Origin of the sequence: Lapillicoccus sp. (assembly GCF_046595215.1) — a bacterium.
Classification (GTDB): Bacteria; Actinomycetota; Actinomycetes; order Actinomycetales; family Dermatophilaceae; genus Lapillicoccus.
The window spans coordinates 32,842-49,648 of sequence record NZ_JBKJPP010000187.1 but is presented as its reverse complement, the minus strand read 5'-3'; the positions used below and the strand labels follow the sequence as shown (position 1 = coordinate 49,648).

General features: G+C 71.6%; 16 protein-coding genes. 8 read left to right on the top strand and 8 right to left on the bottom strand.

Features of this window, described 5'->3' with window-relative positions:
- Nucleotides 1-385, bottom strand: a 385-nt coding sequence (locus tag ACLL9L_RS16160) for a hypothetical protein (protein WP_411285677.1), incomplete at its 3' end; no start/stop codon positions are given.
- Between the two features lie 43 nt (nucleotides 386-428).
- On the opposite strand from ACLL9L_RS16160, the gene ACLL9L_RS16155 reads away from it, so the two are divergent.
- The gene (locus ACLL9L_RS16155; RefSeq protein ID WP_411285676.1) at nucleotides 429-1,490 is read left to right on the top strand and encodes an ATP-dependent DNA ligase; all 1,062 of its coding nucleotides are present in this window, start codon (nucleotides 429-431) and stop codon (nucleotides 1,488-1,490) included.
- 60 nt (nucleotides 1,491-1,550) lie between these two features.
- Here the strand turns inward: ACLL9L_RS16155 and ACLL9L_RS16150 are convergent, their stop codons facing one another.
- Nucleotides 1,551-2,600: an NAD-dependent epimerase/dehydratase family protein gene (locus tag ACLL9L_RS16150; protein WP_411285675.1), complete on the bottom strand. Its 1,050-nt coding sequence runs from the start codon at nucleotides 2,598-2,600 to the stop codon at nucleotides 1,551-1,553.
- 127 nt (nucleotides 2,601-2,727) lie between these two features.
- On the opposite strand from ACLL9L_RS16150, the gene ACLL9L_RS16145 reads away from it, so the two are divergent.
- The 4 genes from ACLL9L_RS16145 to ACLL9L_RS16130 all read left to right on the top strand — a co-directional run bounded on the left by ACLL9L_RS16145 (nucleotide 2,728) and on the right by ACLL9L_RS16130 (nucleotide 6,046).
- Entirely contained in the window at nucleotides 2,728-4,407 is a 1,680-nt protein-coding gene (locus tag ACLL9L_RS16145) for a formate--tetrahydrofolate ligase (protein ID WP_411285674.1), read from the top strand.
- A gap of 260 nt (nucleotides 4,408-4,667) precedes the next feature.
- On the top strand, nucleotides 4,668-5,306 hold the full coding sequence (gene ureG, locus ACLL9L_RS16140; RefSeq protein ID WP_411285673.1) for an urease accessory protein UreG: 639 nt from the start codon (nucleotides 4,668-4,670) through the stop codon (nucleotides 5,304-5,306).
- Nucleotides 5,303-5,557 (top strand): hypothetical protein, encoded by a 255-nt coding sequence (locus ACLL9L_RS16135; protein WP_411285672.1) that lies wholly within the window; start codon nucleotides 5,303-5,305, stop codon nucleotides 5,555-5,557. The genes ureG and ACLL9L_RS16135 overlap by 4 nt, the downstream gene beginning before the upstream one ends.
- A gap of 192 nt (nucleotides 5,558-5,749) precedes the next feature.
- Nucleotides 5,750-6,046 (top strand): hypothetical protein, encoded by a 297-nt coding sequence (locus ACLL9L_RS16130; protein WP_411285671.1) that lies wholly within the window; start codon nucleotides 5,750-5,752, stop codon nucleotides 6,044-6,046.
- 48 nt (nucleotides 6,047-6,094) lie between these two features.
- Here the strand turns inward: ACLL9L_RS16130 and ACLL9L_RS16125 are convergent, their stop codons facing one another.
- The 5 genes from ACLL9L_RS16125 to ACLL9L_RS16105 form a co-directional block, all read right to left on the bottom strand.
- The gene (locus ACLL9L_RS16125) at nucleotides 6,095-6,712 is read right to left on the bottom strand and encodes an FMN reductase (protein ID WP_411285670.1); all 618 of its coding nucleotides are present in this window, start codon (nucleotides 6,710-6,712) and stop codon (nucleotides 6,095-6,097) included.
- Nucleotides 6,709-7,842 (bottom strand): LLM class flavin-dependent oxidoreductase, encoded by a 1,134-nt coding sequence (locus ACLL9L_RS16120; protein WP_411285669.1) that lies wholly within the window; start codon nucleotides 7,840-7,842, stop codon nucleotides 6,709-6,711. The genes ACLL9L_RS16125 and ACLL9L_RS16120 overlap by 4 nt, the downstream gene beginning before the upstream one ends.
- Before the next feature lie 151 nt (nucleotides 7,843-7,993).
- Nucleotides 7,994-8,461, bottom strand: coding sequence for a BLUF domain-containing protein (locus ACLL9L_RS16115; RefSeq protein ID WP_411285668.1), 468 nt, complete (start codon nucleotides 8,459-8,461; stop codon nucleotides 7,994-7,996).
- A gap of 110 nt (nucleotides 8,462-8,571) precedes the next feature.
- Nucleotides 8,572-9,111 carry a DUF1697 domain-containing protein gene (locus ACLL9L_RS16110; RefSeq protein WP_411285667.1) on the bottom strand — a complete coding sequence of 180 codons (540 nt, stop codon included), beginning with the start codon at nucleotides 9,109-9,111 and terminating at the stop codon, nucleotides 8,572-8,574.
- Between the two features lie 16 nt (nucleotides 9,112-9,127).
- A complete protein-coding gene (locus ACLL9L_RS16105; protein WP_411285666.1) occupies nucleotides 9,128-10,003 on the bottom strand; it encodes a PhzF family phenazine biosynthesis protein in 876 nt (291 codons plus the stop codon).
- Between the two features lie 46 nt (nucleotides 10,004-10,049).
- Between ACLL9L_RS16105 and ACLL9L_RS16100 the strand changes: the two genes are divergently transcribed.
- Complete coding sequence (locus ACLL9L_RS16100) at nucleotides 10,050-10,694, top strand: histidine phosphatase family protein (RefSeq protein WP_411285665.1); 645 nt, start codon at nucleotides 10,050-10,052, stop codon at nucleotides 10,692-10,694.
- A 3-nt stretch (nucleotides 10,695-10,697) separates the two neighbouring features.
- On the opposite strand, the gene ACLL9L_RS16095 is transcribed toward ACLL9L_RS16100, so the two are convergent.
- Nucleotides 10,698-12,179, bottom strand: coding sequence for a glutamate--cysteine ligase (locus ACLL9L_RS16095; protein WP_411285664.1), 1,482 nt, complete (start codon nucleotides 12,177-12,179; stop codon nucleotides 10,698-10,700).
- A 111-nt stretch (nucleotides 12,180-12,290) separates the two neighbouring features.
- Here ACLL9L_RS16095 and ACLL9L_RS16090 point away from each other — a divergent pair, with 111 nt between their 5' ends.
- Both ACLL9L_RS16090 and ACLL9L_RS16085 read left to right on the top strand, forming a co-directional pair.
- Complete coding sequence (locus tag ACLL9L_RS16090) at nucleotides 12,291-13,481, top strand: exonuclease SbcCD subunit D (RefSeq protein ID WP_411285663.1); 1,191 nt, start codon at nucleotides 12,291-12,293, stop codon at nucleotides 13,479-13,481.
- Nucleotides 13,478-16,666, top strand: a complete 3,189-nt coding sequence (locus tag ACLL9L_RS16085) for an AAA family ATPase (RefSeq protein ID WP_411285662.1) — start codon at nucleotides 13,478-13,480, stop codon at nucleotides 16,664-16,666. Before ACLL9L_RS16090 ends, ACLL9L_RS16085 begins: the two co-directional genes overlap by 4 nt.
- Nucleotides 16,667-16,807: the final 141 nt, after the last annotated feature.

Sequence of the window (16,807 nt, the reverse complement as noted above, 5' to 3'; positions counted from 1 at the left end):
GGCTCAGCCGCGGCAGGGGGCAGTTGTCGGAGAACCACGCGGGCGACGTCCGCGTCGAGGGTGGGGTCGGCATCCTCGACCTGCTGGCGTACCGAGGAGGTCCTCGTGGGGCGAGCTTGGCCAGGTCCTCGGAGGTGGTCGCCGCCACCTCCACGTCGGTCTCATCTTCGTCCTCGAGCAGGCTGCTGGCCTCCTGCGTGGGGTCGGTGTCCTCGCCGTCGCGCGCCCGGGTGTGCTCCAGACGCAGCGACCCGGCGTTGTTGGACCAGGCGCACCAGCGCCGCCGCCGTGAATCGATGTGTCCGGGACAGCACGAGGTCGTCCAGAACGTCGTGAACCCCGGCACATCCCTCCGTCGCCGTCGGGACTCGACGCCGGGCACCATGGAATCGTGGTACCGCTCCCCCGGGTTGGTGAAGGATGGCGAGGTGGACCTGCCCGTCATGCCGCCGGTGAAGCCGATGCTGGCCAAGCCCGTCAGGGACATCCCGCCAGGTCAGCTGTACGAACCGAAATGGGACGGCTTCCGGTCGGTCATCTTCCGGGACGGGGACATGGTCGAGATCGGCAGTCGCAACGAGAAGCCGATGACGCGATACTTCCCCGAGATCGTCGAGGCCGTGCGGACGAATTTTCCCGAGCGTGCCGTCATCGACGGGGAGATCATCATCATCGACCCCGAGCGTCACGTCCTCGACTTCGAGACGCTGCAGCTGCGCCTGCACCCCGCTGCGAGCCGGGTCCGGAGGCTGGCCGCCGAGACGCCCGCCCGGTTCGTGGCCTTCGACCTGCTCGCCCTCGGCGACCAGGACCTGACCGGACGTCCCTTCAGCGAGCGGCGGACGCTGTTGGAGCACGCGCTCGGCGATGTCGCTCCCCCGGTCCACCTCACCCCGATCACCGACGACGAGGCCCTGGCAGCAACGTGGTTCGACGAGCTGGAGGGCGCCGGCCTTGACGGACTGATCGCCAAGCGAGCGGATCAGAGCTACCAACCGGACAAACGCGTCATGTCCAAGATCAAGCACGTCCGGACGCTCGACTGCGTGGTCGCCGGTTATCGGCTGCACAGCTCGGCTCCTGACGCCATCGGCTCGCTGATGCTCGGGTTGTACGACGACCACGGCCACCTCGCCTCGGTCGGGGTCATCGGGGCGCTGCCGATGTCCACGCGCAGAACGCTGTTGACCGGGTTCGCGCCGCTGGTGACGACGTTCGACGACCACCCGTGGGCGCGGGCGAACCACGAGCGCGAACCCGGCAGCACGGCATACGGAAGCCGGTGGAACGGCGGCAAGAGCCTCGCCTTCACGCCGGTGCGCCCCGAGCGCGTCGTCGAGGTGCGCTACGACTACATGGAGGGCGCGCGCTTTCGCCACACCGCCCAGTTCGTCCGGTGGCGCCCCGACCGCGAACCGAGGTCCTGCACGTTCGAGCAGGTCGAGCGACCGACGACCTGTGACCTGAGCGATGTGCTCGGCCTGAGGTAGCCGAACCCGCGGAACCGAGGTCGAGACCCCTTGGTGCGGCAGAGGCCACCGGGTCGACCGTCATCGAGCGGCGCAGCCAGCACGGAAGACGTCCTCGGCGGCGTAGTCGAACGAGGCCGCGAAGAACTCCTCGTCGAGGCCCGCCGGGAGCCGGGCCCCACCGCGCTCCCCCACCCCGGTGGCTCCCGCGACGAGCCAGTCGAGCTCCTCGACCACCGTCGCGGCGTAGTCCCCGACGGGGACGTAGCCGAGGTCGGCAGCGGCAGTCGGGTCGAGGATGAACGGCGGCCTGGTGTCCCAGGGGTGGCGCCCGAGCCACTCCGGGTCCGCGTCGTCGAGGAGGACCTCGTCCCAGGTGTGGCCGAGATGGGTGGCAATGGTCCGGGCGATCTCGCGGCCGGTCGGCACGTCCGGGTCGGCGCAGTTGAGGATCCGGCGACCGGGGTCCGCCGCGACGACCTCGACGAGGGCGGCAAGGTTGGCCGCAGCAGTCGGGTGGTCCGCACCGGCGCCGCCGTGGGCCAGCAGCACCGCCGGCCTGCGGTCGAGCACTCGTTTCACGAAGACCCACTCCAGCGGCCGTTTGGCTCCCGCGCCGTGGATCCGTGATGGCCGCAGGACCGTGACCGGTTGGCCGCTGTCGAGCAGGACCTGCTCTGCCGCAACCTTGTTCGCGCCATACCCTTCACGCGAGTTCGGGTCGGCGTCACTGGGGAGCATGGTCGGCTGCGCCTCAGTGACCGCGCGATCGAAGACCGGCACCTTCTCGGAGTTCACGTGGTCGCCCGCCCCGTCGACGTAGACCGCCCTGCTCGAGATCATCACCACGGAAGTGACGTCCCGCGTCAGTGGCACGAGGCGTCGTGCGTCGGCGGCGGTGTAACAGAGGCAGTCCACGACCAGGTCCGCCCCGCCGCCCAGGGCGCCATGGAGCTCTCTGGGGTCTGCCCGGTCCGCGCGGATGAACGACCCCCCCGCCGCGGCCACCTCTGCGGGCAGGCGTATGGGGTCGCGACCAGTGACGTCCACCTGCCAGCCGGACCTCACGAGTCGTCGAGCGACGGCTCGCCCGACGAGCCCGGTCCCTCCAAGGATCAACGCACGAGGCACGGCACGACGCTACCCGGTGGACAGGTCCAGGGACCCGGTCGCGGCGGCGCGTGTTCGGACGCGGACGTCGGCGGCATACGCTCGGCCTGTGCTCCCCCACCCGCGGGGACGGTGAGGGAGTGGCGTGATGCTGTCGGATGGCGAGATCGCGAACGCGGCGCACGTGCGGCGCATCACCGAGGTGGCTCGCGACACGCTCGGGCTCGACGAGGACGTGCTGGTGCCCTTCGGCCACGACAAGGCCAAGATCGACCTCGCGTATGCCGTGTCGTTGCCACCGCGGCCGGGTGCGCGGCTGGTGCTCGTCACCGCCCTCTCCCCCACCCCCGCAGGCGAGGGCAAGACCGCGACGGTGATCGGGCTGACCGATGCGCTGCGCCTGCTCGGCACCCGGTCCGCCGCGGCTCTGCGCGAACCGTCGATGGGGCCGGTCTTCGGGCTCAAGGGCGGGGCTGCGGGTGGCGGCTACGCGCAGGTCGTGCCCATGGATGACATCAACCTGCACTTCACGGGTGACTTCGCGGCCATCGCCGCAGCGAACAACCTGCTGGCCGCCCTCATCGACAACCACGTCCACCACGGCAACGAGCTCGACATCGACGTCCGCACGATCACCTGGAAGCGCGCCGTGGACCTCAACGACCGGGCGCTGCGACAGGTCGTCGTCGGACTCGGCGGGGTGCCGAACGGCTATCCCCGTGAGGAGGGGTTCGACATCGTCGTCGCGTCGGAGCTGATGGCGATCTTCTGCCTCGCCGAGTCCCTTGCCGACCTCAAGCAGCGGATCGGCGGCATCGTCGTGGCCCACACCCGCGCGAAGGCCCCCGTCCATGCCCGGGACCTCGCCGCCGAGGGCGCGATGACAGTGCTGCTGAAGAACGCCCTGGCCCCCAACCTCGTCCAGACCCTCGAGCACTCCCCCGCCTTCGTCCACGGAGGGCCCTTCGCGAACATCGCCCACGGGTGCAACTCGGTCATCGCCACCCGGGCGGCGATGGGGCTGGCCGACGTCGTCGTGACGGAGGCCGGGTTCGGGTCCGACCTCGGCGCCGAGAAGTTCGTCGACCTGATGTGCCGCGAGAGCGGGTTGCGTCCCGACGCCGTCGTCCTGGTCGCGACGGTCCGGGCCCTGAAATACCACGGCGGCGTCGCGGTGGCCGACCTCGGGGACGAGGACCTCGGGGCAGTCCAGCGTGGGGCGGTCAACCTCGAGCGGCACCTGCGCACCATGCGTGACGTGTTCGGCCTGCCCGTGGTCGTGGCGCTCAACCGCTTCCCGAGCGACACCCGCGACGAGCTCGAGCTCGTGGAGAAGATCGTCGGCGACCTCGGTTGCGCGGCCTTCGTCGCGACCCACGTCGCGGACGGTGGGGTCGGTGCCACGGCCCTCGCGCAGGGGGTCCTCGACGTCCTCGGGTCGCTGCAGCCGTCCACGTTCCGCTTCGCCTACGACGACGCCGGGTCGGTCGAGGACAAGGCGGAGGCGGTCGCGACCCGCGTCTACGGAGCGGCTGGCGTCACCTTCACCCCCCGGGCGCGCAAGCAGCTGACCCAGATCGAGGCGGACGGCTACGCGCACCTGCCGGTGTGCATCGCCAAGACGCAGTACTCCTTCTCCACCGACCCGTCGGCCCGCGGGGCGCCCACGGGGCACCTCGTCGACGTCAGGGAGGCGCGACTCAGCGCCGGAGCGGGTTTCATCGTCCTCGTCACGGGAGAGGTCCTGACCATGCCGGGACTGCCCAGGCACCCGGCGTCCGGGCGGATCGACATCGACGACGAGGGGACCGTGACCGGCCTGTCCTGACACTCGCTCAAGCTGAACCCCGGTGACCCGATGGACGCTGCGCGGTCGGTCCTCGAGCTGACCCCCGAGATCGAGTCGCTGGTCCCCCACTGCGTCGGCCACACCGACCCCGACGACCTGCCGGCCCCGTCGGCTCCGCTGATCGAGGCGTGGGCGCAGACCCACGCCGTCACCCCAGGAGGCTGTTCCGTGCCTGAGCCGGCGCTCTCCCCCCACGCCACCGGAGGCACCCGCGCCCTGAGACTGGGGTCTGCGGACCGGTGGGCACCGGCAAGACCTCGCTCATCTCGCTGCTCTGCCGTGACCTCGGCACCGAGCTGTCGATGGCTGTCGTGACCAACGACATCTACACCGACGAGGATGCCCGGATGCTGCGCGCCGCGGGCGTCCTTGCGCCGGAACGCATCCGAGCCGTCGAGACCGGCGCGTGCCCGCACACGGCCATCCGTGATGGCATCACGGCCAACCTCATGGCCGTCGAGGACCTCCAAGCCGACTTCGACCCGCTGGACCTCGTCGTCGTCGAGTCGGGCGGCGACAACCTCACCGCGACCTTCTCCCCTGCCCTGGTCGACGTCCAGATCTTCGTCCTCGACGTCGCGGGGGGCGGCGACGTCGTCCGCACAGGCGGGCCCGGCATCGCCCGCGCGGACCTGCTCGTCGTCAACAAGACCGATCTCGCGGTCCACGTCCGCGTCGACGCCGGCCTCATGGTGGCCGAGGGGGCCGCCACCCGCGGGGGACGTCCCGTCCTCGGCCTCTCCAACACCGACCCGTCCACCGTGGCCGCCCTGATGACGTGGATGCGCGATCAGGTCGCGCTCTTCCGCAGCGGGGCGATGGTTCCGCAGGATCCCGTCCCGATGGCACCGCACCACCACCACGCGGGGACGGGGTGAGCCACACCGCCGTAGAGGTCACGGCCGACCCCCGTGGCGGCCGGGCCCGGTTGCGGCTGTCCGGCGACGGTCCCGGGGGCCGTGGTCACCTGAGGGCGCGCGTGCTCGCCCACGGTCCCACGTCCGCGCGGGTCGCCCTCGTCGCCGAAGGAGCCCTGCTGCTGGCTGGGGACGACATCACCGTCTCGATCACGGTCGGGGCGGGGATGAGGCTCCAGGTCGTCGAACCCGCAGGCACGGTGGCCCACTAAATGCTCGGCGACTCGGCGCGCTGGCAGGTCGGCGTCCGACTGGACCCCGCGTCCACCTGACCTGGCAGGGTGAGCCGTTCGTCGTCGCGGCCGGGGCTGACGTGACCCGTGACGTGCACCTCGACCTCGCCGGGGGGTCCGTGGCGATGCTGCGAGAGTGCCTCGTCCTGGGTCGGGCCGGTGAGCGGGGGGGTGTCCTCACCCAGCGCACCAGGGTCCTGCTCGACCGGCGCCCCCCTCCTCGCCGAGGACCTCGACCTCGGGCCCGCCCGACCCCGCACGGGGGTCCTCGGCCCGGCTCGCGTCATCGACACGGTGAGCGTGCTCGGGAGGCGGGCACCCGGCATGCCGTCGTCCCCGGGGAGCCATCGCCTGGAGCTTGACGGCCCTGGCACCGTCATCCGCAGCCTGTCGACGCAGGCCCACCTCGGCTGTCTCACGACCGAGTGGGAGTCCCTCGTCCTCGCCGAAGCAGCCCTCGCGATCTGAGCGCCGCGCCGAGATCTGCCCGCACCATGGGCCCGGCTCAGCCCCAGCTCACCCCTCGCCGGAGAGAAGTCGGGCGAAGGGTGTCACGTCGTCGAACGGGTCCGCCGGCGCCGACGGGTGCGAGCCGAGCACCAGCCCCACCAGCTCGTCGGCCGCCCGCTCGATCCGCGCCGCGAGCCCGGTGCTCGCGTCACCGTCGCCCCAGTCCTCGGCGGCCGCGAACACCGCTGTCGGTACGACGCTCGCCCGCGCGTAGGCGAACAGCGGTCGCATCGCGAACTCCAGGGCCAGGGAGTGGCGCGCCGTGCCTCCCGTGGCGCCGATGAGCACCGGCTTGGCGTCGAGGGAGCCCGCCTCGATCACGTCGAAGAACGACTTGAAGAGTCCGCTGTAGGAGGCGTTGAAGATCGGTGACACGACGATGAGCGCATCCGCCCCACGCACAGAGTCGACGACCTGTTGCAGCTCCTCGCCGGGGAACCCGGTGAGCAGGTTGTTCGTGATCGCGTGCGCGTGCTCGCGCAGCTCGAACAGCTCGACGACGGCGTTGTGGCCTCGCGCCCCGAGACCCCGCTCGGTCGCCGTAGCGAGCCGGTCCGCGAGCAGCCGGCTGGTGGACGGCTGGCTCAGGCCGGCGGTGACGACCGCCACGGTGCGGGTGCTCATGACCGACCGGCGCCCACGGTGGCACCGACGGACGGGTCGGCCGGCGCCGTGGACGTCGCGCGTGCGGCCTTGACGCCGGCATGCGTCGGCGGGTTGTCGGGCACCCCGTCGGCGCGCAGCGCGGCGAACTCCTTGCGCAGCACCGGCACGACCTCCTCGCCGAGCAGGTCGAGCTGCTCGAGCACGGTCTTGAGCGGCAACCCCGCGTGGTCGACGAGGAAGAGCTGGCGCTGGTAGTCACCGGCATACTCCCGGAAGCCGAGCGTCTTCTCGATGACCTCCTGGGGTGATCCGACGGTCAGCGGGGTCTGGCTGGTGAAGTCCTCCATCGACGGCCCGTGACCGTAGACCGGCGCGTTGTCGAAGTAGGGGCGGAAGTCGCGCACCGCGTCCTGCGAGCTCTTGCGCATGAAGACCTGCCCGCCGAGCCCGACGATGGCCTGGTCGGCACGGCCGTGGCCGTAGTGCTCGAACCGGCGACGGTAGAGCCCCACCATCTGTGCCGTGTGCGACGCCGGCCAGAAGATGTGGTTGGCAAAGAAGCCATCGCCGTAGTACGCCGCCTGCTCCGCGATCTCGGGGCTGCGGATCGACCCGTGCCACACGAAGGGAGGTATGCCGTCCAGCGGGCGGGGTGTGGAGGTGAAGCCCTGCAGCGGGGTGCGGTGCTTCCCCTGCCAGTCGACGACCTCCTCGCGCCACAGGCGGTGGAGCAGGGCGTAGTTCTCGACGGCCAGGGGGATGCCGTCGCGGATGTCCTTGCCGAACCACGGATACACCGGGCCGGTGTTGCCCCGGCCCATCATCAGGTCGGTGCGCCCCCCCGACAGGTGCTGCAGGGTCGCGTAGTCCTCCGCGATGCGCACCGGGTCCGTCGTCGTGACGAGGGTGGTCGACGTGGAGAGGATGATCCGCTCGGTGAGGGCGGCGATGTGCGCCAGCGTGGTCGTCGGCGCGGACGACATGAACGGAGGGTTGTGGTGCTCCCCCGTCGCGAAGACGTCCAGCCCGACCTCCTCGGCCTTACGGGCGATGGTGATCGTCGCCATGAGTCGCTCGTGCTCCGTCGGCGTCCGGCCGGTGGTCGGATCCAACGTGACGTCCCCGACGGTGAAGATTCCGAACTGCATGTCGAGTCCTCTCCAAAGCAATTTATCATTCAATTACTGGGCTGCCGCGGTCAACCACCTCGCGCGGCGCGCTATTCCGGGCACGCTGGATGCGGGACGGTCGGACGGTCGCGATGCGGCTCGCCGACCGCGTGGCCGACGGGGGTTGGCCTCACTCAGGCGACGGGACGTTCCTCGCTGCCGCGCGCATGAGGTCGAGCACGCGGTCCTGCTCCTGCGACGTCCGGCGTCCGGTCGAGGGTGAGATCTCGCCGACGACGGCGATCAGCGGGAGGTCGGGCTCACCATCCACGGCCACCTTGGCCATCGACCAGTGCGCGAAGGCCCGCTCACTCGCCGGCCCGGCGTCGAGCGTTTCCACCGAGTCGTGCCGCGGGTCGTGCTCGATGCTGGCGAACAGGGCCCTGACGTCGGCTTCCTTGCCCTCGAGAACCTGGATGAACCAGTCCCCGGCGAGCAGCAGCGCACCGGTGATGCGGCGCTTCTCGTTGTTGGACCGGGCCGTGGCGAAGAGGTCCCCGAGCTCGGAGTCGCGCTCCTCAGGGGCCAGCCGGTCGCGGCTGCGATACATCAGCCGGAAGGTGCTTCCCAGCCTCGTGCCGGACGCCTCGTCGGTCATGGCTGGTCTCCTTCGGTCAGGGGCAGTCCTGCTCAACCCGCGGGCTCTTCCGTAGGATAGGGCCACGGCGTCGACACGACACACCTCTCGCCTGTCGGTGCGACCGATTGTCACGCACCCCACTTCTCCGCCAGGGCCCGGATCACCTTGAGGTCGCGCGTGGTGACGGGGGTGCCTGCCAGACGCTCGATCCGGGCGTTCGTCAGCTTTGCCTCGTGCGACGGCACGTCCAACCACAACACCACGTCGCTGCCACGGACCTCCGCCCGCTCCCCCGGCTGGTGCCACCCGTCCAGCGCCACAACCCCAGCGGGGTCGGGGGGCCCGGCGGCCAGCGTGACGTAGACCCGCGCTTCCGCAGAGAGCGGAGACGGCAGGCCGTCCACCTCCTTCGCCAGGGCGCTCAGCTGCGCCGGCGTCCGGACGATGACCGGGATGTCGAAGCCGAACTCGGTTGACAACAGGTCGTGGACGGATGCCTGCACCCGGGCGACGCTGCGCATCGGGGTCGTCACGAGCACGTTGCCGCTCTGGATGTGGGTCTCGACAGCAGTGAAACCGTTGTCGGACAAGTGTTTTCGCAAGAGCTCCATCTTGACCCACCTGGGCTTGACGTTGACGGCCCGCAGGAAGCACGCGAACGTCGGCATACCGGCAGTCTCCCTCCTACAGCCGGATGACGCCGGTGCCGAGCTGGTGGAGCGTGCCGCCGACCCGGATGGCGCCGTCGCCGGTCACCTCGAGCCGCAGCTGCGACGGACGGCTCACCGCCTCGCCCTGACGCACCGCTCGATGCAGTCCGCGTTCCCCGCGGTCGTGGAACCAGCCCCCGAGGTTGGCGCAGGCCGACCCGGTGGCGGGGTCCTCCATGACTCCCGTGCCCTGGGTGAAGAACAGGCGCGCCTCAACGGTGTCCTCTCCCGTCGCGGCGTCTTCTCCCGCCTCGGCCCAGAGGTAGACCATGGACTCACCCAACGGGGACCGTCCGTGGGCCCTGAGCCGCCGGGGGTCGGCGGCCGCACGGCGGACCGCCTCGACGGAGCGCACGGGCAGGACGAGCTGCTCGACTCCGGTGTCCACCCACCGCGACCCCTCCGCGAGGTCATCCGCATCGAGACCGACCATCTCCGCCAGCTGGGTGGCGGTGGCCAGGACGTCGCGCACCGACGGCGCCACCGGGGCGGTCAACGTCCACACCCCGGCGGTGAGGGACACGGCGACCCGGCCCGCCGGCATACCAAGGAGCACCTCACACGTCCCCTGCCCGAGGAGATCTGCGACGACGTATGCCGTTCCCAGAGTGGGGTGCCCGGCGAACGGCAGCTCGCAGTCAGGGGTGAAGACGCGGACCGTCGCGTCGAGCCCGTCTCCCGGGTCCAGGCTGGTGACGAAGGTCGTCTCCGAGAGGTTGAGCTGGCGGGCGAGCTGCTGCATCTGCTCTCCCGACAGCTCGGCGGCATCCTCGAAGACGGCCAGCGGATTGCCCGAGAACGGGTCCGACCCGAGCGTGAAGACGTTGATGATGCGGTGGGCGAGGTCCATGCTGCCAGCGTCCCACGGCCCTTTCCTCCGCCGTAGAGTGCGGTGCGTGAGCACCGCCCCCGACGCCTCCGTCCCGACCCGCGCAGGACCGCCCGGACCGCGAGGCCACCTCGTGCTCGTCCGGCACGGAGAGACCGCGTGGTCGAGGTCCGGGCAGCACACCGGGCTGACCGACGTCCCACTGACGAGCGAGGGTGCGGCCGCTGCGCGTCGGGTCGCCACCCTCCTGGCCGGTCGGACCTTCGCGCGGGTCTTCACCTCGCCCCTCGAGCGGGCCGTGCGGACGGCCGCGCTGGCCGGGCTCGTCGACACCGAGGTCGACGACCGGCTGGTCGAGTGGGACTACGGCGGCTACGAGGGCCTGACGACGAGCGAGATCCGCGAGCGGCTCGGCCGTCCCTGGACGGTCTTCACGGACGGCGTCGTGCCCGGCGCGACTCCCGGTGAGACCGTCGAGGCCGTCGCCGCGCGGGCAGCGGCCGTGCTGGCCGACGTCGAGGACGACCTCATGGACGGGGACGTCGCCCTGGTCGGGCACGGGCACCACCTGCGGGTCCTCGCCACGGTCTTCCTGCGCCAGGAGCCGCGGATGGGCGCGCAGCTGCTCCTCGACGCCGGATCGGTGAGCGTGCTCGAGCACGAGCGCGAGCGGCCGGCGATCCGCTCGTGGAACCAGGTCGCGCCCGCCTGAGCGTTACGGCAGCTCCCAGGTGTGGACGGGGGTGTTCTCGTGCATGTTCGCGCTGTAGAGCGCGAGCATCCGGCGCAGGGCCTCGACCCGGTCGGTGCCCCGCTCCTCGAAGCGGCGGACAGCGTCGATCTGCCACGAGGCCCCGTTGGTCCCGCTGAGGCACCGGCCCTCGATGACGGAGAGGAACCGGTCACGCACCTCGGCGTCCACACCCCACTGCGTGAGTCCCTCGTGGGCCAGCGGCAGCAGGTGGCGCAGCACGAGCTCGGTCGCGGGGACCTCCCCACGCCCCGGCCAGAAGAGCCGCGCGTCGATGCCGTCCCTGGCTGCGGAGAGGAAGTTCTCCTCGGCGGCGACGAAGCTCATCTTCGTCCAGACGGGGCGGTCGTCCTGGGCGAGCATGCGCAGCACGCCGTAGTAGAAGGCGGAGTTGGCCAGCGTGTCGATGATGCTCGGCCCGGCCGGCAGGACCCGGTTCTCGACCCGCACGTGCGGGCGGTTGCCGACGATGTCGTAGATCGGGCGGTTCCAGCGGTAGACCGTGCCGTTGTGCAGCCGCAGCTCGGCCAGCTCGGGCACGCCGCCGGCCTCGAGGACGGCCACCGGGTCCTCGTCCGACAGCTCGGGCAGCAGCGCCGGGAAGTAGCGGACGTTCTCCTCGAAGAGGTCGAAGATCGAGGTGATCCACCGCTCCCCGAAGAACACCCGCGGCCGGACGCCCTGGTTCTTCAGCTCGACCGACCTGGTGTCGGCCGCCTGGGTGAACAGCTCGATGCGCGTCTCGTGCCAAAGCTGCCTGCCGAAGAAGAAGGGGCTGTTGGCGCCGAGCGCGAGCTGCGGTCCGGCCAGCACCTGGGCGGCGTTCCAGTGGGCGGCGAACTGCGCCGGCTCGACCTGCAGGTGCAGCTGCACCGAGGTGCACGCCGACTCGGGAGCCAGCGAGTCGGCATACCGGTTGAGCCGCTCCCCCGACGACCCGTCGATGTCGAGGTAGATGTCCTCGCCGCGGGCGGCGAGGACCGCGTCGTTGAGGGCCTGGTAGCGGGTGTTGGCGCTCATCCAGTCGCCGTCGAAGTGCTCGGGCATCACGGTGGGCAGGATGCCGATCATGACGATGTGCGAGCCCACCTCGGCGCAGCGCCGCTCCGCCTCGTTCAGGGACGCCCGCAGGTCGGCCTCGAGGTCGAGCCCGGCCCGCCCGGCCAGCTCCCGCGGCGAGACGTTGAACTCGATGTTGAAGCGTGCCAGCTCGGTCTGGTAGTCCGGGTCCTCGATCGCGGCGAGGACCTCGGCGTTGTCCATCTTCGGGAGGTAGTCGGTGTCGACGAGGTTCAGCTCGATCTCCATGCCCGTCATCGGCTTCTCGAACTCGAACCGGCTGTGCGCCAGCATCTGCTCGAAGACGTCCAGGCCGACCCGCACCTTCTCGCGGTAGTGCTGGCGCTGCTCCCGGGTGAAGCTCGCGGCGTTGACCTCGGTTCCCATGACGCGAGCGTATGCCGTGGGCCCACCGGCCGCGACGGGGTGGCGGAATGCCCGTGGGCGCGCCCGGAGACCTCCCGGGGTCTGTCGGTCGCCCCGCATAGCCTCGAGAGCGTGAGACTGATCCACACCTCCGACTGGCACCTGGGACGCGCCTTCCACCAGGTGGGGCTGCTCGACGCGCAGGCGCAGTTCATCGACCACCTCGTCGAGACGGTGCGCTCGGAGCAGGTCGACGCGGTGCTGGTGTCCGGGGACGTCTACGACCGGGCCCTGCCCGCGCCCGACACGGTCACCCTGCTCTCCGAGGCGGTGACCCGGGTCATCGACGCGGGCGCCCAGGTCGTTCTGTCTAGCGGCAACCACGACTCCGCGATCCGGCTGGGCTTCGCGGCTGGGCTGCTCTCCCGTGCGGGCCTGCACATCCGTTCGTCGCTCTCCTCGATCGGTGACCCGGTCCTGGTCGGGGACGTCGCCGTCCACGCCCTGCCCTACCTCGAGCCTGCCACCAGCGCGGGGGTGCTCGGCGCGGCGGAGCGCACCCATGCGGGTGTCCTGCGGGCGGCGATGACGCGGGTCCGGGCCGACCTCGCACGGCGGCCTGGCCCGTCCGTGGTCATGGCCCACGCCTTCGTCACCGGGGGCGCGACGAGCGAGTCGGAGCGGGACATCTCCGTCGGAGGGGTCAGCGCCGTCCACCCCGACGTCTTCGCCGCCGCGGACTACGTCGCCCTGGGTCACCTGCACGGGTCGCAGCGCCTCTCCGAGCGGGTCCACTACTCCGGCTCCCCCGTCGCGATGTCGTTCAGCGAGCACCGACACACCAAGGGCAGCTGGCTGGTCGACCTCGACGGGTCCCGGGTGCGCACGACGCTGGTCGAGGCGCCGGTCGGGCGGTCCCTGCGACTGCTGTGCGGCCGGCTCGACGACCTGCTCGGTGACCCGGCGCTCGGCGTCGCCGAGACGGCATACTGCCAGGTCACCCTCACCGACGCCATCCGTCCGCTCGGGGCGATGGACCGGCTGAGGCGCCGCTTTCCGCACACCCTCGTCCTGCGGTTCGAGCCCGAGGGCACGCTGGCGCCGGTGAGCACCTATGCCGCTCGCCTCGGCACCCGCACCGACGACTACGACGTGTGCTGCGACTTCCTTGCCCACGTGCGGGGCGGGGCCAACGCGTCACTGCGCGAGCAGGCCCTGCTGCGTCAGGCCCTCGACGGGTCCCGGGTGGCGCGGGCGCAACGCGCCGACGAGCTCGGCGCCATGCTCCCCGGGCTCGGCCTCGGCGACGAGGGGGCCGCATGAGGCTGCACCACCTGTCGGTCACCGCCTTCGGCCCCTTCGCCGGCACGGTCGAGGTCGACTTCGACGCCGTCGGACGGGCCGGGCTGTTCCTCATCCAGGGCCCGACGGGGGCAGGCAAGACGAGCCTGCTCGACGCGATCTGCTTCGGACTGTATGCCGGGGTGCCGGGCGCGCGCACCGGGGGGCGGTCGCTGCGCAGCGACCACGCCGAGCGCCACGTCGTGCCGTCCGTGAGCGTCGACTTCACCAGCGGCACCCGGCGCTTCCGGATCACCCGGTGCCCCGAGTTCATGCGGCCCAAGAAGCGCGGCGAGGGGGAGACGCGCACCCAGGCCAGCGTGGTGCTCGAGGAGCACGTCGACCGCAGGTGGGTCGTGCGCAGCACTCGCGCCGACGAGGTGGGTGAGATCGTCACCGAGGTCCTCGGGATGGGGCTGGCCCAATTCAGCAAGGTCGTCCTGCTGCCCCAGGGCGAGTTCGCCGCCTTCCTGCGAGCCAGCGCCGACGAGCGCCGTGCCCTGCTCGAGCGGCTCTTCGACATCTCCGCCTATGCCGGCGTCGAGGCGTGGCTGGTCGAGCAGCGACGGGTGCGGGCCAGCGAGGTCGCCACGGCGCGGGCGGTGCTGGGGACCGACCTGGCCCGGCTGGCGGACGTGGCCGCCGAGGTGGCGCCGGGGTTGCTCGACACGGTTCCCGACTGGGTCTCGATCCCCTTGGAGGACCTCCCCGCGGCCCTCGACGCGGTGCGCGTCGTGCTGGCGACCGACGCCGCGGGCGCCTTGACCAGGCTCGATGCGGCCGATGCCGCGTCGCGGGCCGCGGAGCAGGCCCGGGCTGACGCCGAGCGCATGGCCGACCGGCAACGCCGCGGCGCCGCAGCGCAGGCCGCGCTCGCGCTGCTGGAGGACGACGCGGTGGCCCATCGGGAGAAGGTCGACCGTCTGGACGCGGCGACCCGCGCCGACGCGGTCGCCGGCGACCTGCGCGCGTCCGCTCGGGTACGTGCCCGGGTGGAGGCCGTGACGGCCCAGCTGGCGATGGTGCGGGGCCGGCTGACGGACTTCGACGTGGCGGGCGCGCAGCTCGCCGCGGTGCAGGTTTGGGTCGACGCGTTGACGGAGCACGGCTCGGGTCTGGCCGAAGCGGTTCGTGCCACGCGGGGGCTCGACGGGCTGCAGGGACGGATCCAGGAGGTCACCTCGGCGCTCGAGACCGCCCGGGCGCAGGCGGCGGTGCAGGCGGACGTGGCCACCGTCCGAGTGGCCCTCCATGCCGGATTGGTTGCTGCACAGGCGAAAGCGCACGCCGCGCGGAGTGAGGTCGAGTCGACGCTGCGCGAGGTCGAGCGGCTGGAGCAGGTCCAGCGACTGAGGCTCGACCTGCGCCGGGCCGCCACGGCGGCCGAGCGCCTCGGCGACCTCGTCCGCGCCGCCCGGGACGCCGAGCAGGACGCCCGCGACGGCTACCAGCAGGTGCAGCAGGCCCGACTGGACGGCATGGCTGGAGAGCTGGCTCGCACGCTCGTCGACGGGCAGGCCTGTGCCGTCTGTGGCGCGCTCGAGCACCCCGTCCCTGCATCGGACGGCGACGCGGTCACGGTGGAAGACGTGGCCGCAGCTGAGCTGCGCTGGCAGCAGCGCCGATCCGATTCGATGGCTCAGGCCGCGAAGCTCACAGCGCAGCAGCAGCTTGTGGCCACCCGCACCGCCGATCTGGTCGAGGACGAGACCGTTGAGCCGCTCGGCCCCACGACGGCGGTCTCGGCAGGGGCGGGGCGCGGGATCCGGGTGGCAGAGCTGGATGACACCCAGCTCTCGGACTCCCTGCAGGGGGCGACCGCACGGCTCGGCGAGGCGCGTCGTCAGGCGGCCCGGCTCGAGTCGGCCACGAGCGGGGTGCTGCAGTCGGAGCAGGAACAGGCCCGACTGGTCAGCCGGTCCCAGGACCTGCTCTCAGAGGTGGCCGGGCACCAGGCCACCCGAGCCGAGCTGACCGCGCAGCTGACGCGGGTCTGCGTCGAGGTCGCTGGGCTCGAGGCCGCCCATGCCGCATCGTGCCCGTGCCTGCCCGCTGTGCACGCGGGCCCCTCGGTCGACGACCAGGCTGGTCCGCGCGCCACCGTGGCAGGCTCCGGCGCCTTGGTCCCCACGGATCCCGGCCCACTCACCCGGACCGGGGCCCACCACGAGCGCGTCCTGCACGACGCGGGCGACCTGCTCGCCGCACTGTCGGCACAAAGCGAGGTCCTCGTGGAGCAGGTCGCCGCCGATGCCGGGACCCTGACGTCGTTGACTGCCAACGGTTTCCCTGACCCGGACCAGGCTCGTGCCGCAGCTCTTCCCGCAGACGCGGTGCGCGAGCTGCGCCGTCACCTCAAGGCCGTCGACGACGAGCACGCCGCCCTTGTCGCCATCTTGTCCGACGAGCACGTCAGGTCGGCCATGGATCAGCCGCCCGTGGATCTCGAGGCGACCGAGGCCGAGGTCGTCGCTGCGCGGGGCAGACTGAGGCAGGCCCAGCAGCGCCAGACCCTGTCGGACAAGTCCGATCGCGCGTTCGGTCACCTCGCCGTCGTCCTCGCCGAGCAGGTGCGGGCCCTGGGCCCGGCCGCTGCCGCCGCCGACCAGCTCGCCGACCTCGCGGACACGGTGGCCGGGCTGTCGGGCAACAACTCGATGCGGATGCGCCTCACGTCCTTCGTGCTTGCCGCCCGGCTCGAGAAGGTCGCCGTCCTGGCCAACGAGCGGCTGGCCATCATGGGCGACGGTCGCTACCAGTTGCAGCACTCCGACGAGCTCGCCGCGGGAGGGCGGCGCAGTGGCCTGGGTCTCGTCGTCCGCGACCTGTGGACCGGACAGGTGCGTGACACGTCGTCGTTGTCGGGTGGCGAGTCGTTCATGGCCTCCCTCGCGCTGGCCCTCGGGCTCGCCGACGCCGTCCGCGAGGAGGCGGGTGGCTTCGACCTGCAGACCCTGTTCATCGACGAGGGCTTCGGCACCCTCGACGACGAGAGCCTCGAACAGGTCCTCACGGTCCTGGACGGACTCCGGGAGGGCGGACGCGCCGTCGGCGTCGTCAGCCACGTCAGTGACCTCCGCACCCGGATTCCGGCCCAGATCAGTGTCTCCAAGCAGCAGACGGGTTCGAGCGTGCGGGTCGTCGGCGTCGACGCGCCTGCCGCCTGACCCGCTCCCGGAGGACGCGCTGCACGCGATCCGCAACGCCTCCACGTCGAGTCGGAGTTCGACGGGCCCACCGTGCTTGGCTTCGGAGGCATCTCGGAGACCTGTGGCCCCCCAGGGGCGACAGGTCTCCGAGATGACGCA